The sequence below is a fragment of the Mucilaginibacter sp. P4_C11 genome (assembly GCF_056402115.1).
On sequence record NZ_JBFUIA010000019.1, the window covers coordinates 1 to 16,567 of the forward strand.

The window sequence follows — 16,567 nt, forward strand, 5'->3', positions numbered from 1 at the left end:
ATCAATACCTTACTAATGAGCCTTCCAAACTCTAATTTCTATTTGATGCCACAGTTTAAAACAAACGGTAAGGGATTCAATCGAGGCATAGGCCTTCAAGCCTGGCAATGACGATAATGCACCCTTACCGTTGTTAACTTTATCCACAAAAATCAAGGTTATTAACAAAGAAAAAGAAGCAAAAAGAAAGCTTCAACAATAATAATAACCTATACTATTTTGTTAAAGCTAATCTAAAGGCAATGACGGGAGTTTTAGAACATTCGTTTAACTATACCCGTCGCATGTCATAACTTTTTTTCAGATTTTGCCGGATGGATACTCGCAATGAGGTAGTTTAAGGCATTGATTTCAGATCGCTTAGTTCTGTCAATCGCAAAACTGCTTATCAACATAATTAAATAAAACAATCATAAGCGCAGGTATGGCAGCCAGTATCAGCCGCTGGTATTCAGAATAACCAGCCATCATTGCAACAGCCAGCTGGCCCGTAATAATTAACCACAAAAAAATCCTGAGCCAGGGCTCGTTCCTCCTCTTTATCCATGAGGCAATAAACATCATTAAATCGACGACTATCACTACGTACAATACCATAAAGGGAATATTAAAAACCAGGTATTCTATTTTTTCAATTCTGAATGCCAGCGGGCTAAGCTCATGGTCGGCGTAGTTGGTAAATATATTGGCATTGTGTAATGCAAGTAGCTTGCCGCCAATATGCTGTAAATAAGCGCCGGGCTGGTTTTTAATGCAGTTAACAATAAACTGGTGCACCCTATCCGGGTTAAACCTGGCCATAATATTTATACCCGGAATATGCCGGTCCGGATACTTTTTCTCCAGGTTGATATTATATTGCAGCGCTGCCGATATTTCGGGGTCACTGCCGCTGTGGTAAATACCGGCACTTACTATTACGGCCATTTCATTATTGTTGCCAACAAGCGAAATACCGTTAAAGCCGGCATGCCTTTTATTTAAAGCCGAGTAGCCCGATAACAAAAGTACTACCACTACCAAGGCCGCCAATCCGGATAAAGAAAATTTGCGCTCTTGTTTACAAATTATCAGCCTTAAACACCAAAATACAATAAGCAGGGGCAGCAGATAAATAAAAGATGGGCGCAGCATAATGGCTATAAATACAAACAATGTAGCAATCCAGGCTTTTACGTGCGTAGGCTTTTGCAAATAGCAAACCATTAAATAAATAAAAACCAGGCTAAAGCCAACAGAAAGCGACTCTGTAATAACCACCTTATCAAAATTAATTACAGGCAGCATTAGCCCATATAATAACGACGCGGCGAATACAACACGCTGATTTTTAAAAACCGATCGGCTTATTTTATAAAAAACAACAATACTTAAAAACGATAGCAGAATTTGGGCTGATACCACATGGTCAATTAAATTCTGGTGCCCCAACAACCCTACCAGTTTTATAAAGTACGGATATAATGGCGTGCGGCGGCCTTCGGTTTCGCCTTTTAATATATTGGCGCTATAGTTTAGGTAGCTGGCCGTATCAACAGCTATGGTATTTTGTAAAACTGAATAATAAACAGCGCGAACAATACCACTTAAAAGCAAAACCCAAAGCAGTGGTGCCGATATTAACTGCACCACTGCTTTGCTCCACCTTCCTTTTTGGGAAAAGCGGCTAAGTGTTAATTGCATATGGTTTTTAACGCGCATTGTTGAAATAACGGCTGTTGCCATTGGATATTCGTAAACAACAGAAAAAAGGTTGCGCGTCTATACTGTTTTATATTTTCACCCGTTTCATTAGCCAACGCGCTGGGTGGGCAAAAAGCACCGGTGGCTTACTTAGCATTACCGCTCTCTTCGCAGCTTATCGCGGTGCATAGTGCCCCATTTGGCCAGGGCAAGCAGTATATCACTCAATGTATCGGCATACTCAGTTACCCGGTATTCAACAACTACGGGAGTTTGGGTATGCACCGTTCTTGAAATAAAACCATTCAGCTCCAATTCCTTTAACTCGGCCGATAATACCCTCGCCGAAATGCCATCAACGGTACGCTGTATCTCGTTAAAACGCTTACCCCCATCCCTTAACGCGGCAATTACCCTCAATTTCCACTTACCGCCAATTACATACAGGGCATCGCCAATGGGCGTAAGCACCGCGTTACAATCTGGCGAAAGCCCTACTTTATTATCCATAATAATTTGATTTTCAATACAGTATACAAAAGGATAGCACTAACCTTTTGTATACTACTAATATTTTATAACCAAATGTAAATAGATTTGGTGGTATTAAAACAAAAAGAACATGAAAAAGATATTGCATATTATTTCGAGCCCACGGGGTGCCACGTCCTTAAGCATTCAATTAGGCAATGCCATTATTGAACAGTTAATTGCCAAATACCCGGGCAGTACCGTTCATGAAAATAACCTGGTAAACGAGCAATTTCCACATCTCGAAGAAGCGCAAATCGCTTCGTTTTTTACTCCGGCACAAAGCCGCACACCAGAAAACATCCTGGCCGCTAAACATTCGGACGATGCCATTGATGAGATCCGCGAAGCAGATATTATTGTGATTGGCGCACCGATTTATAATTTTGGTATTCCCTCTGCTTTAAAAGCATGGATAGATCATATCGTAAGATCGGGCGTTACCTTCAAATACGATCAAAATGGCGCTGCAGGGTTAATTAACGGGAAGAAAATTTTCATCGCCATGGCGTCGGGAGGTATTTATTCTGACGGCCCCATGAAACCGCTTGATTTTGCAGAGCCTTATCTTAAACATATTTTCAGCTTTATTGGCATCTCAGATATTACTGTATTCCGGGTAGAAGGTTCTGCAATACCGGGCGTACAGGATACCGCACTTGAAAAAGGGATCAGTAGTATCCAATTAAATTAATACACACTAATTGATACGGATTATTTCGAATTGCACGAATCAGAAGACCCAGTTTTGGAAATAATTGCTGCAATTCGAAATAATCCGTGTCTAATTCGTGCCTATATCATTGATTTACCTCGCTTCACAACAACCAGCGCAGCAACCGAGCACAGGCCGGCCAAAAATGAAAATACAGCCGCAAAAGGAAAGAAATAAATATACTCGATAACACCCATCACCAGCAGAAATAATGCCAGCACCGGCAACAGGCTTTTGGTTAAAGGATTAGTACTTTGACTGCTAAACAACCATAAAAAAATAGTAACCAGCAGCAATACGCCTATCATGGTAAAACCATACCCCTCAAAAAATCCGCCTAAAGTTACCGACCTGCCCATGAAATCAAAGTGTTGGCTTTGCATACCGCTAACAACCTGGCCAACTGCAGGGTTTGGCGCATCTTTCCAGGTAAGTGCACCAATGGTATGGCCTATGGTATGCAGCAACATCAATATTGCCGCAATGCGTAATAATAGTTTGGCTGTCATTGTTCGGCAATTTGCTTGTACAGGTCCATAATATGGCCCCAACCCTGATCCATACTTTCAACAGCTTTGGCACCCACCAGCCTGTCAAGGTTTTTATGTTCAAATTTAATTATGGTAGTTTTAGGCCCATCGGCTATAAAATGCACCTCTACCTCGGTAACAAGGGCAGGATCAAATTTAAAATCGCCGTTGATTTGCCATACCAGCACCAGCAGGTCGTTGGGTTGCCAGGTGCTCACGTATCCAACCTCGGCTTCGGCACCATCTTCGTGCCTGGAGTACCAACGGCCATTTAAGTTGGGTTCCAGCACCATTTCGGTCATCGGTGTACTGCCAATATGATGTGTTCTGGGCCACCACAGGTCCATTTTTTGGGTAAAAACCTTAAAAGCTGTGGCTTGCGAAGCCTCAACTGTTAACTCTTTTTTGATGGATGTTAAGTTTAGGATATTCATGCTATTGTTCTTGTTGTTCTGCAATTAGTTTAAACGCCGCCAGCGCATCGTCCCAAAATTTGTCGAGGTAATTGCGCATAGCCAAAACACCTTCCCTGTTTACGTGGTAAATGTTTTTAGCACCCCGCTGATGAATGCTTATCAGCTTGGCCTCTTTTAAAACCTTCAGGTGTTGCGATACCGCCGGGCGACTAACAGGGAATCCATCGGCAATATCAACAACCGCCAGCGGCCGGTCGCGCAGTTTTTCGAAGATTAATCTCCGGGTCGGGTCTCCTAATGCATTAAAGGCTTTTTCGCAGGCGCTCATCATATTATAAATGGTAAGCAATACCTTACCGTAAGTACAAACTTACCATTAAATTTCATTCATGCAAATAAAAAGCAAAAAATATTACAGGTTGTAGACTGATTTATTGCTTGTTAGCTTCCAAACTAAGATTATTCGTAGCCATTAAGACCGGGAGGCTTATTTGCAGAGAACTGCGGGATGTATAAATAACCACCTCATATTGCGGAGTGTACCGCAGCGCAAGATTGACAGAACTGAAAGGCGATTTCAATAGAGAAGCCTCGATTGCTGGAATAGCTGAGCTCTTATAACCTGCGTTATACTTTTCTTTTCGTAAAGTTTTCAACCAAAGGGTTTGGATAATTATCACTCTGGTCTTCGGCTACATTATCCAGGCATTTAAAATCTTTTTCAACAAGCAGATACATCTCACTGCTGTTGTTTTCATAGCCAACACGGTCGGTGCTGGTCCATTCAAGCGCCAAAGCATCGGGCATATACATAATAATGGTGTTATCAGTAAAATCTGCCGATAAAAATTCGGTTTCGGTACGCTGCAGGGCATATTTAAATGTGCGGGTACCAAATTTGGTACTTTCTTCCAGGTAACCATCCCTGTCAAAGGTTTCTACATCGATTTTGGTAAGGCGATATCGCAGCGAGTTTCCTTTTATCCTGATTTTCATACTTGTTTAATTGTTAACGTTAACCACATCGCCTATAATAATAATAGCCGGATAGGTAAGCTGGTTTTCGGCGGCGATTGCTATCAGGTCTTTAACCTGCCCCCGTGCCGATTTTTGTTTAGGTAGCGATGCGTGCTGAATAATAGCGGCAGGTGTATGGCCTTTACCCGATGTAACGTAGGCAAGGGCAATTTCGGCCAGCTTTTTCATTCCCATATATATAACTACAGTGGCGTTGCTTTGCATGGCGCAGGCCAGGTCGGCCGATAGGCTGCCATCTTTTTTGGTTCCGGTAACCATCCAAACACTTTCGCTTACCTGCCGGTGGGTTAAAGGAATATCCTGCAGGCCAGACGCCTGCATACTGGTAACGCCCGGTATATAATGGGTAGTTATGCCATGCTGCCTGGCGTAAATAATCTCCTCAAAGCCGCGGCCAAATATAAACGGATCGCCACCCTTTAACCTCACTACATTGCCTTTGGTAAAAGCGTAATGCTTAATCAGTTCGTGAATTGTTTCCTGTGGGGTATAATCACCGTAAGGCTGCTTGCCTACATATACCTTTTCGCAGTCATCACGGCAAATATCCAGCAACTCTTTATTGGCCAGGTTGTCATATAATACCACATTTGCCTGCTGTAATACCTTATATCCCTTCATTGTTATCAATTCCGGGTCTCCCGGGCCGGCACCTAGCACAAAAAGAACCGAATTTTGAATTATTTTTTGCATAATTTGAAATTTTATATCAAAAAACAGGCTTTTTGCCGATTTTATTTTGATGATTTTGCCAAAATGTTAAAATCAAACTTTACGATTGACATAAATAATGATATAAATTATATCATTAGCACTAAATTAACAATTAAAACATCAATAAACATGATTTATTTAATAAAAAACTTAAAATAAATTTTTATTTGCTGTTTTTTTGACTTATTATTGTGATATAAATGAAATCAGGGTCGCATTTGGTTCATTTAAGTTTAAAAATTGCTTTAACATTTAAAAAATTCCAATATGTCAAAACCAACCATTATTGTTGTTGGCAACGGTATGGTAGGTTATAAGTTTTGCGAAAAACTTTTAACCAGATCAACCCAGTTCCAAATAATTGTTTTTGGCGAAGAGCCCCGTCACGCTTATGACCGTGTGCATCTTAGCGAGTATTTTAATGGCAAAACCGCCGATGACCTGTCGCTTTCCACTTTATCATGGTATACCGATAATGGCATCGCGCTGCATTTAGACGATCCTATCCAGGAGATTAACCGCACCGCAAAAACCATCCACTCTTTAAAAGGCGTTACCCTTACATACGACTACCTGGTTTTGGCAACCGGCTCATCTGCCTTTGTGCCCGACATTCCGGGGATAGAAAAAGAAGGCGTATTTGTATACCGCACCATCGAAGATCTTGAATTGATAAAAACCTTTGCTGGCAATGCCAAATCGGGCGCTGTAATGGGCGGTGGCTTACTTGGCCTCGAGGCCGCCAAAGCCCTGATAGATTTAGGCATTACCGAAACTCACGTTATTGAATTTGCACCAAGGCTAATGCCAAGGCAAATAGATTCGGCAGGGAGCAACATGCTGCAGATGAAGTTAAGCCAGCTGGGCCTGCATATTCATTTAAATAAAAGCACGGCCGCTATTGCCGGCGATAAAAAAATCCAATCGTTAAAGTTTAATGACGACAGCCAGCTTGCAGTAGACATGTTGGTAATATCGGCAGGTATCCGCCCACGCGATGAACTGGCAAAACTGGCCGGCCTGCACGTAGGTACCCGCGGCGGCATTGTAGTGAACGAAAAAATGCAAACCAGTGATGAGCATATTTACGCCATTGGCGAATGTGCTTTATACGAGGGCATGATATATGGTTTGATTGCGCCCGGTTATGAGATGGCTGATATTGCGGCCGCTCATTTAACCGCGGCCGATAAATCTTTTTACGGTTACGACATGAGCACCAAACTTAAGCTGATTGGCGTTGATGTTGCCAGCTTTGGCGATGCCTTTATTACCGAACCCGATTGCCGCACCATTTTATTTGAAGATACCCATAAGGGCATTTACAAGCGCATTAACATAACCAATGACGGCAAAAACCTACTGGGTGGTATTCTGATAGGCGACGCAGAAGCTTACAACATGCTGCTGCAAACCGTTAATAATAAAATTATACTCCCGCCCGATCCTGAAGATTTAATATTAGGCTCAAGAGGGGGCGCTGCAAGCGAAGGTGCCGGGGTAATGAACCTGCCCGACGATGCGCTCATTTGCTCATGCGAGGCGGTAACCAAGGGCGCAATTTGCTCGGCGGTAGCTGATGGTGGCGTTACCAGTATCGATGGCATGAAAAAGTGCACCAAAGCAGGCACAGGCTGCGGCGGCTGCGTGCCAATGGTGAAAGATTTAATTGCAGGCACTCTGAAGGCGAACGGACAGTATGTTAAAAACTCCATCTGCGAGCATTTTGATTACTCGCGCCAGGAGTTGTTCGACCTGGTAAAAATAAATAAGCTTAAGAATTACGACCTGGTACTTGATCATTACGGCAAAGGCGACGGTTGCGAAACCTGCAAACCGGTTGTTGCCAGTATACTATCAAGCCTTTGGAACGATGTAATAGTAAAACAGGAGGTAATACAGGATAGCAACGACAGGTTTTTGGCCAATATCCAAAAAGGTGGCACCTATTCTGTAGTGCCGCGCATACCCGGCGGTGAAATTACACCAGATAAACTGATAGTAATTGGACAGGTTGCCAAGCGGTACGGCTTATATACCAAAATAACCGGCGGCCAGCGTATTGATATGTTTGGCGCACACTTAAGCGATTTGCCATTAATTTGGGAAGAACTGATAGATGCCGGTTTTGAAAGCGGCCACGCATACGGCAAAGCTTTGCGTACAGTAAAAAGCTGCGTGGGCAGTACCTGGTGCCGGTTTGGTTTGCATGATAGCGTAACCTTTGCTATCGAGATTGAAGACAGATACAAGGGCATCCGTGCGCCACACAAACTCAAAGGTGGCGTAAGCGGCTGCGTACGCGAATGCGCCGAAGCACAATCAAAAGATTTTGGAATCATAGCCACCGAAAAAGGCTGGAACTTATATGTATGCGGCAACGGCGGATCTAAACCACAGCACGCCTTGTTATTGGCTACCGATATTGATAAGGAAACGTTGGTAAAATACCTGGACAGGTTCCTGATGTTTTACATAAAAACCGCCGACCCGCTAACCCGTACCGCAACCTGGCTTAACAAGCTGGATGGGGGCATGAGCTATCTTAAAAACGTAATTGTAAACGATAGCCTGGGCCTGGCCGAACAGCTGGAAGAAGAAATGCAAATGTTGGTTAACACTTATCACTGCGAATGGAAAGAGGTTATTGAAAGCCCGGCCATGCGCAAGCGCTTCGCCCACTTTATTAACGCGCCCGAAGAAAAAGACCCAACCGCTCAGTTTGAGCCAATGCGCGAACAGGTAAAAGCCAAAGGGTGGTAGGTTTCAAAGTCAAAAATCAAAAGTCAAAAATATGCGGGCGTGGGTTAGTACACGCTTGCATAAAAAATCAATTACAACATGGAAACAGCGATAGAAACCAAATGGATAATGGCCTGCTATGTAGATGATGTGCCCGAAAATGGCGGATCGTGCATTAAACATGGCGATGAGCAGATAGCGATATTTAATTTTACCCGCCGCAACGAGTGGTATGCCACTCAAAATCTTTGCCCACATAAGCAGCAAATGGCTATTTCGCGGGGAATGATTGGCAGTACCGGCGAAAGCTGCGAACCAAAGGTGGCCTGCCCGTTTCACAAAAAAGCATTCTCGTTACTTACCGGCGAATGCATCGGCGAGGAAGAACTGGCTATAAAAACCTACCCCGTTAAAGTAATTGACGGAAAAGTATTTATAAGCGTAGCGTAGCTAAAGGCTGGTATCCTGAGTAAGGGCAAATAATTTATCCAGGTCGGTTATACTTATTTTTTTGCCATTGGTGGTAACAATGCCATCTTGTATCAACTCATTAACCACCCTAAAAACGGTTTCGTAAGTTGCCCCCGCAAATGAAGCCAGATCCTGCCGGGTAAGTTCGATATTAACATGACCTTCATCATTAGTCCCAAACTGATCTTTAAGGGTTATTAAGGCGTGGGCTACACGCCCCTTTACCGGCATATGCGCCAGGTTGCGCATTTTCTTTTCTGCTTCCTGCAGCTCATCAGCAAAAAACAACATCAATTCATAAGTAAATTGAGGATTTACTTTTAAGGTAGCCTCAAAAAACTCCATATCTATATAACATATAATACCAGCCTCTAACGCAGTTGCCGAAATGGGGTAATGCGTAGCATGCTTGCCCAAAACCCTATGCCCAAAAATAGCTCCCTTATTGGCAAAGCGGATAATTAGTTCCTTATCGGCTCCCCATTTTTTATGAACCTTTACATTACCCTCGTAAACAAAGTAAATCCCGGTAACCGGGTCGCCTTCACTAAAAATAACCTGTCCTTTTTTAACAACGAAGTTTTTTTTATTGGCCGCAACCGCCGGCAGCCACTCTTTAATGCAGCTTTTACACAAAAAACAAGTTTGATTATCGCACTGAGCCTTTTTTTTCATTTCAGGATATAAATTTTTCTATTTACCAGCACTAAAAACCAGTTAAATTATATTTTGTTCGAAATTATCGAGTTTTAAACCTAAATAATTCAATGAATTCATATTTTTCATCGAATTTATTGCAAAAAATTCATTTTACACGCATTTAAAAATTATCAAAAACACATTTTAGTAATTTTTTAAGGTAATAAATTTAGATTTTTGCTAAAAAATCAACATTTACATGATTTTAATCATAAAAATCAACTTTAAATCGAATTAATTTGCATCTAACCATGAAATAAGATATATTTATACTAATTAAATGAACATTTAAATAAAAAAGAAGTCGCTTATGGTAAAAATCAAAAAAATATAAAAAAAGCCCTGCCGGGAGGTCGCATTCCCAGACAGGGTTAGTCCAGTTTTTAATCGCTTTAACAAATAAAAAACCAACTCAAATGTACAAAAATGTATCTAATCAATACACCATTGGTAAAATTCTATTAATTATATCATGTTTTGTTTCCTATAATGCATCGGCACAGCTATCTGTAACCGGGCAGCTTAAAACAAGGGGCGAGTTACGTGATGGTTATGGAACTTTAGAGCCAATTGGTAATAAAACCGCGGCCTTTGTATCGCAACGAACGAGGCTTACCTTTAATTATAAAAGCAGCCGCCTTATTTTCCAGGCATCCGTACAGGATGTAAGGCTTTGGGGCCAGGATGCATCAACCATCACTATTAATGATGGTAATCGTTTAGGCGTTCACGAGGCCTGGGCCGAATTAGTCCTCTCCAATAAAAAAGACACCTCTTTCAAATTCTCTCCTGTTGATTATTTTGCCATTAAAGCAGGCCGCCAGGAACTTGTTTATGACGATGAACGCCTGTTAGGCGCATCAGACTGGTTGCAGCAAGCCCGCAGGCATGATGCACTCGTTTTTAAATTACAGCAATCGGGCTGGCAGCTTGACCTGGGCTTAGCCTTTAACCAAAGCTCCGATGCTACTAATTACAACGGCACCTATTATACGCCTGCAAACGTGCCCGCGACGGTAAAGGATAGCAAAGGCAATTTGGCCAATACGCCGGCCGGCCTTATACCGCTGGTTAATGCTGCAGGCATTAGCTCAAAAACAGGAAGCCCATCATTTTTAAACCCACCGGGTACCAACGGCTTAAATCAAAACTACAAGTCGCTTGAATATTTATATGTTGCCAAAAAAATCAATAAAACAAAAATATCCGGTCTGTTTTTGGCAGACCAATTTGGCAAGTATAAGCTTGATTCGGTAAAAAATGTATCTGGCACAGATGAAGGTTACATTTACGGCCGCCGCTTTAACCAGGCCGGTGTAAATACAAGATATACAACCGGTTTACTGGTAAACCCCGTATTTGGCGATAAAGACCAATGGGGCATAAACGGAGGTTTTTATTACCAGGGCGGCCATGATAAAGACGGCCTTGACCTGAGCGCCTATACCTACACAGTGGCCTTATTATACAAAGGAAAAAACTGGGGCTATACCGCAGGCTGGGATTACCTTTCAGGCAACGATGCTTTATCAACCTCAAAAACCAACCACCGGTTTGATCCGCTGTATGGTACACCGCATAAATTCTGGGGCTATATGGATTTCTTTTACGCTGGCAGCGGTTCGCCAACAGGCGGTTTAAGCAACCCTTATTTGAAAATCAAATACCTTTCAGATAATAAACGTTTTAGCACCGAACTGGCTAACCATTATTTCCTGTTGGCCCAGGATCAAAAAGGGACAGATGGGCAGGCCGTTGGCAAATACCTGGGTACCGAGTTTGATTTAACCAACAGCTATAAGCTTAATAAGTTTACTACGGTTGATTTGGGTTTATCATACATGGCAGCAACCCGTAGTATGGAATATGCCAAAAGCTTAACGCCGGGCGCCAACAAGCTACACCCGTTTTGGGCCTACCTGCAGCTAAACATCAAACCGGAATTTTTGAATAAATAATACGGGAGCTTAAAGCAGAAGGCTTAAGGCCCAAAGCAAAGAATGGTAAAAATTAAAATAAAAACACTAAAAGCTTTCGGCCTTGCGCTTTCAGCTTTTAGCTAAAAAAACCGATCATGGAAAAACAACTGACCAAACTCAATATATTTTCATTAAAGGGCGTTCAAATGCGCACCTTCCATACTACCTGGCTTATGTTTTTTGTGTGCTTTTTTGGCTGGTTTGGCCTGGCACCATTAATGCCAACCATACGTGCCGAACTGCATTTAACCAAAGCACAGGTAGGTAATACCATTATAGCATCTGTAGCTGCCACCATTATAGCACGCCTTATTATTGGTAAGCTTTGCGATAGTTGGGGGCCACGTAAAACTGCAATAAGGTTATTACTTATAGGTTCATTACCAGTTTTTTTGGTGGGTTTGGCGCATGATTACACTTCGTTCCTGTTGTTCCGCCTGGCTATTGGCGTAATAGGTTCGTCATTTGTGATTACGCAGTTTCATACATCTATGATGTTTGCACCAAATATAAAGGGTACAGCCAATGCCGTAACAGGTGGCTGGGGCAACCTGGGTGGTGGGGTAACCAATATGGTAATGCCGTTAATATTTGCCGCCATAGTTGGCGCAGGTTTTACCAAAGCCGAAGCATGGCGTTACGCCATGATAGTACCGGGTGTGTTGATGCTGATTATGGCATTTATATATAGTAAATATACCAAGGATACGCCCAACGGTAACTATGACGAAATAGGATACACCAAAGCCAGTTCTTCAAAAACCGATTGGTCGATACTTGCCGACTGGCGTGTTTGGGCCCTCACGATGGCTTATGCCATGTGTTTTGGTATGGAGATTACTTTTGACAACGTAGCCTCGTTGCATTTTGTAGATACCTTCCATTTGTCGCAAAGTTCGGCCGGTTTTTGGGCGGGTATTTTTGGCTTCATGAACATTTTTGCCCGTGCGTTGGGCGGCATCGTATCAGATAAAGTTGGCGGCAAATTCGGCATGCGCGGTAAGGGCTTATTGCTTGCGGGGGTATTGTTATTAGAAGGTGCAGGGCTTATTTTGTTTGCCAACTCTGGCAACCTTACTGCTGCTATTATTTCTATGCTTTCATTCGCGCTGTTCCTTAAAATGTCAAATGGCGCCACTTATGGTATTGTACCCTTCATCAACAGTAAAAACGTTGGTATGGTAAGCGGTATAGTTGGTGCGGGCGGTAACCTGGGTGGTATGATGTTCGGCTTCTTGTTTAAATCAACAACCATCACTTACGTGCAGGCTTTTACCTATATCGGCATCGCTGTTATGGTAGTATCTGTAATTGTGTTGATAACCCGTTTTCAAAAACAAATAGTTACAAAAGAAGTAGAAGAGCCGATGGTTGCAGTAGCTTAATAAGCCAAAAGCAGAAGGCTGAAAGCCCAAAGCTCTAAAAATTAAAAGCAGTTAGTTTAAGTTCAATAAAATTTAAGAAAGCTTTGAGCCTTGTGCTTTTTGCTTTCAGCTTAAATAAAGCCTTCTGCTTTCAGCACTAAAAAAATGTCTATAAATAAACGCTCTGTTAATACGTTAAAAAGTACCTGCTGTTATTGCGGGGTGGGTTGCGGCGTTGTTATTAATAAAGAGAAAAATGGCAGCATTACTTTAGAGGGGGATAAAGATTATCCCGTGAATAAAGGGATGTTATGTAGCAAAGGGCTTAATCTGCACTACACAGCCAATGACAAAACAGACAGGCTGCTGTACCCGCAAATGCGTTATAACAAAAGTATGCCCATGCAAAGGGTAAGCTGGGATGACGCATTGGAGCGTACAGCGGCTGTTTTTAAAACTTTCATCAACAAATACGGGCCCGATTCGGTTGCGTTTTATGCTTCGGGGCAATGCCTTACCGAGGAGTATTACGTGGTGAACAAGCTGATGAAAGGCTTTATAGGCAGTAATAATATTGATACCAATTCGCGCCTGTGCATGAGCAGCGCGGTGGTGGCTTATAAAGTAGCACTTGGCGAAGACAGTGTACCACTTTGCTATGACGACATTGAACTGGCCGATTGCTTTTACGTTACCGGCGCCAACCCCGCGTGGTGCCATCCTATTTTATGGCGACGGGTGGAGGCCCACAAAGCGGCCAACCCAAATGTTAAAATTATAGTAGTTGACCCACGGGCAACCGATACCTGCAGCATTGCCGATTTGCACCTGCAGCTAAATCCCGGTACAGACGTTACGCTTAACCATGCTATTGGCCGGGTGCTGATAGAGAACGGCGATATTGATGTTGACTTTATAACCAAACATGCTGATGGGTTTGAACAATACAGCAAAATAGTATTTGAACGCACACTGGCCGAATCGGCCCGGATATGTGGCGTGGGCGAAAGCGACATTCGCCTTGCTGCCCAATACATTGGCGAAGCTAAAGGCTTTATTTCGATGTGGACCATGGGGCTAAACCAAAGTGCTATCGGCGTAAACAAAAATTTAAGCCTCATCAACCTCAATTTAATAACCGGGCATATTGGTAAACCAGGCTCGGGCCCGCTGTCATTAACCGGGCAGCCCAATGCCATGGGGGGCCGTGAGGTAGGTGGCCTGGCCAACTTACTGCCGGCGCACCGTAACCTGGCCAATCCTTTACATCGCGAAGAAGTACAAAAGTTTTGGGGCGGCACCCAAATAGCCGCCAGGCCAGGCCTTACCGCTACCGAAATGTTTGAGGCTTTGAACGATGGCCGCTTAAAAGCCATCTGGATCATGTGCACCAACCCGTTAACCAGTTTGCCCAATGTACGCCTGGCCGAAGAAGCGCTCAAAAAGGCAAAGTTTGTGGTAGTACAGGAGATAAGCAACAAGCCCGAAACCCTGGCTTATGCCGATGTGATACTCCCCGCCGCCGCCTGGGCCGAAAAGGAAGGCACCATGACCAATTCCGAGCGGCGCATCAGCTACCTGAATAAAGTATTGGACCCTCCCGGTGAAGCCATTCCGGATAGCGAGATTATTTGTCGCTTTGCAAAAAAAATGGGGTACAAAGGTTTTGATTTTAAAAGCGCCGCAGAAATTTATGCCGAGCATGCCAAACTAACCGCCAAAACCAATATCGATATCAGCGGGTTAACCTACGATATCATTAAACAACAGGGATCGGTACAATGGCCCTATAAAAAACGGAATGTAACTATAGGGACACCGCGCTTATTCACCGATAAAAAGTTTTATACCGAAACCGGTAATGCCTGCATCAGCGCTGTTCCGGATACCCTAACCAGCGAAATGCCTGATGAGGATTTTCCATTTGTACTCACTACCGGCCGCATCCGCGATCAGTGGCATACCATGAGCAAAACCGGCAAGGTGAACAAGCTTAACCAGCACATTAAGCAATCGTTTATGGAGATAAACCCGCTTGATGCCATTGAGCTGAATATACAAGACGGTGATGTTACCATTATCAAATCTCGCAGGGGCGAGGTGAATGTAAATGCAAAAATTTCGCCGGAGATAAAACAAGGGGTTGTTTTTGTGCCGATGCACTGGGGTAAAATACTCAATAACGATTTGCACCGCATCAACAACGTTACCAATGATGCGGTTGATCCAATATCAAAAGAGCCGGATTTTAAGTATTGCGCGGTAAGCGTTCAAAAATATAAAAAACCTTTTCAGCGCATTGTAGTGGTAGGCGCGGGTGCGGGCGCGCACGGTTTTGTACGATCATACCGGGAATTGAATAAGGACGATGAGATAACCATTTTCAGTAAAGAAGAATATCCTTTTTATAACCGTGTAATGCTGCCCGATTACATCAGCGGCGAACAAAGCTGGGAGCAGCTGATAAAAATGACCGACGAGGAGGAGCCTGAATTTAAAATAAGGTTGTTACGCGGTGTAAGTATTGAAAAAATAGACCGTGGCAATAAATATGTGCTGGATAGCCGTGGGGTAAAAACCTATTACGATGTACTGCTGCTGGCTACCGGCAGCCGGGCGGCTATCCCCAAAAATGTACCCTCGTTACAAGGAATTTTTAGTATGCGCAGCCGTAACGATGCCGATAACTTTAAAAAACATGTACCCAAAAACGGCCATGTGGTTATAGTTGGCGGTGGTTTACTGGGTTTGGAGATGGCAGCTTCCCTCCGCGAAATAGGCGTAACCATCACCATCATCCAGCGAACATCCCGGTTTTTAAACCGTCAACTGGATGAACTGGGCAGCAGGCTTTTACATGAGGAAATGGCCGACCAGGGCTGCGATATTTTTTATGATGACGAGGTGCAGCTATTTTATGGCCGTAGCAAACTAACCGGCATAGGCCTTAAAAGCGGGCGCAAAATTGACTGCGATGCCATGATATTGGCTATTGGCACAACCCCCAACCTGGAGATTGCCAAAGAATGCGGCCTTGATATTAAACGGGGCGTAATTGTAAACGAGCGGCTGCTCACCAGCGATCCTAACATATATGCCATTGGCGAAATTGCCGAATTTAACGGCACGCTGTATGGCATCACCGCTGCTGCAGAACAGCAGGCCGCTGTAGTAGCCGGTTACATGAATGGCGATATTGGCAGCTATTATAAAGGCAGCCTGTTCATGAACATTATCAAAATTCATGGCTTTGATTTATGCAGCATTGGCTTATCTGAATGCCCGGACAATAAAGATTATGAGGAAATAGTATTTATTGATAAAGCCAAACGCTACTATAAAAAATGCATTATTCACCAGGATAAACTGGTGGGCACTATTTTAATTGGCGATAAAGGCGAGTTCCAGGAATTTAAGGAATTGATAGCCAATAAGACTGAACTAAGCGACAAACGCCTCCAATTGTTGCGCAGTGGTAAAACCGCCGAGCCTGTTTTAGGTAAATTGGTGTGCAGCTGCAATAACGTTGGGGCCGATAACATTCGCAATAAAGTGGCTGCCGGCTGTACCCAACTGGCAGATGTTTGCAGCCAAACCGGGGCCGGAACAGGTTGCGGATCATGCAGGCCGGAGGTGAAACGCCTGCTGGAAGAGGTTTTACAGCAGCAATTAATAAAAGTATAAG

General features: G+C 43.4%; 14 protein-coding genes. 6 read left to right on the top strand and 8 right to left on the bottom strand.

Going from position 1 to position 16,567, the window contains the following annotated elements:
* Positions 1-369 precede the first annotated feature (369 nt).
* Entirely contained in the window at positions 370-1,683 is a 1,314-nt protein-coding gene (locus tag AC1DU2_RS17845) for a glycosyltransferase family 39 protein (RefSeq protein ID WP_477385683.1), read from the bottom strand.
* Between the two features lie 156 nt (positions 1,684-1,839).
* The gene (locus AC1DU2_RS17850) at positions 1,840-2,193 is read right to left on the bottom strand and encodes a winged helix-turn-helix transcriptional regulator (RefSeq protein ID WP_477358528.1); all 354 of its coding nucleotides are present in this window, start codon (positions 2,191-2,193) and stop codon (positions 1,840-1,842) included.
* 112 nt (positions 2,194-2,305) lie between these two features.
* On the opposite strand from AC1DU2_RS17850, the gene AC1DU2_RS17855 reads away from it, so the two are divergent.
* The gene (locus tag AC1DU2_RS17855; RefSeq protein WP_477385685.1) at positions 2,306-2,908 is read left to right on the top strand and encodes an FMN-dependent NADH-azoreductase; all 603 of its coding nucleotides are present in this window, start codon (positions 2,306-2,308) and stop codon (positions 2,906-2,908) included.
* A 101-nt stretch (positions 2,909-3,009) separates the two neighbouring features.
* Here the strand turns inward: AC1DU2_RS17855 and AC1DU2_RS17860 are convergent, their stop codons facing one another.
* From AC1DU2_RS17860 to cobA, 5 genes are all read right to left on the bottom strand, one after another.
* Positions 3,010-3,438: an LIC_13387 family protein gene (locus tag AC1DU2_RS17860; protein ID WP_477358524.1), complete on the bottom strand. Its 429-nt coding sequence runs from the start codon at positions 3,436-3,438 to the stop codon at positions 3,010-3,012.
* The gene (locus AC1DU2_RS17865) at positions 3,435-3,893 is read right to left on the bottom strand and encodes an SRPBCC family protein (protein ID WP_477385687.1); all 459 of its coding nucleotides are present in this window, start codon (positions 3,891-3,893) and stop codon (positions 3,435-3,437) included. Before AC1DU2_RS17865 ends, AC1DU2_RS17860 begins: the two co-directional genes overlap by 4 nt.
* A gap of 1 nt (position 3,894) precedes the next feature.
* Positions 3,895-4,206, bottom strand: a complete 312-nt coding sequence (locus AC1DU2_RS17870; protein WP_477385689.1) for an ArsR/SmtB family transcription factor — start codon at positions 4,204-4,206, stop codon at positions 3,895-3,897.
* A 296-nt stretch (positions 4,207-4,502) separates the two neighbouring features.
* Entirely contained in the window at positions 4,503-4,871 is a 369-nt protein-coding gene (locus AC1DU2_RS17875; RefSeq protein WP_477385691.1) for a DUF7009 family protein, read from the bottom strand.
* Between the two features lie 6 nt (positions 4,872-4,877).
* Positions 4,878-5,606, bottom strand: a complete 729-nt coding sequence (gene cobA, locus AC1DU2_RS17880) for a uroporphyrinogen-III C-methyltransferase (RefSeq protein WP_477385693.1) — start codon at positions 5,604-5,606, stop codon at positions 4,878-4,880.
* Between the two features lie 288 nt (positions 5,607-5,894).
* Here cobA and nirB point away from each other — a divergent pair, with 288 nt between their 5' ends.
* Positions 5,895-8,390, top strand: coding sequence for a nitrite reductase large subunit NirB (gene nirB / locus AC1DU2_RS17885; RefSeq protein WP_477385695.1), 2,496 nt, complete (start codon positions 5,895-5,897; stop codon positions 8,388-8,390).
* A 78-nt stretch (positions 8,391-8,468) separates the two neighbouring features.
* Positions 8,469-8,819 (top strand): nitrite reductase small subunit NirD, encoded by a 351-nt coding sequence (gene nirD, locus AC1DU2_RS17890; RefSeq protein WP_477358511.1) that lies wholly within the window; start codon positions 8,469-8,471, stop codon positions 8,817-8,819.
* On the opposite strand, the gene AC1DU2_RS17895 is transcribed toward nirD, so the two are convergent.
* Complete coding sequence (locus AC1DU2_RS17895) at positions 8,820-9,515, bottom strand: Crp/Fnr family transcriptional regulator (protein WP_477358509.1); 696 nt, start codon at positions 9,513-9,515, stop codon at positions 8,820-8,822.
* Positions 9,516-9,955: 440 nt separating this feature from the next.
* On the opposite strand from AC1DU2_RS17895, the gene AC1DU2_RS17900 reads away from it, so the two are divergent.
* From AC1DU2_RS17900 to AC1DU2_RS17910, 3 genes are all read left to right on the top strand, one after another.
* A complete protein-coding gene (locus AC1DU2_RS17900) occupies positions 9,956-11,497 on the top strand; it encodes an alginate export family protein (protein ID WP_477358507.1) in 1,542 nt (513 codons plus the stop codon).
* A 116-nt stretch (positions 11,498-11,613) separates the two neighbouring features.
* A complete protein-coding gene (locus tag AC1DU2_RS17905; RefSeq protein ID WP_477385697.1) occupies positions 11,614-12,903 on the top strand; it encodes an MFS transporter in 1,290 nt (429 codons plus the stop codon).
* 144 nt (positions 12,904-13,047) lie between these two features.
* Positions 13,048-16,566, top strand: coding sequence for a molybdopterin-dependent oxidoreductase (locus AC1DU2_RS17910; protein ID WP_477385699.1), 3,519 nt, complete (start codon positions 13,048-13,050; stop codon positions 16,564-16,566).
* Position 16,567: the final 1 nt, after the last annotated feature.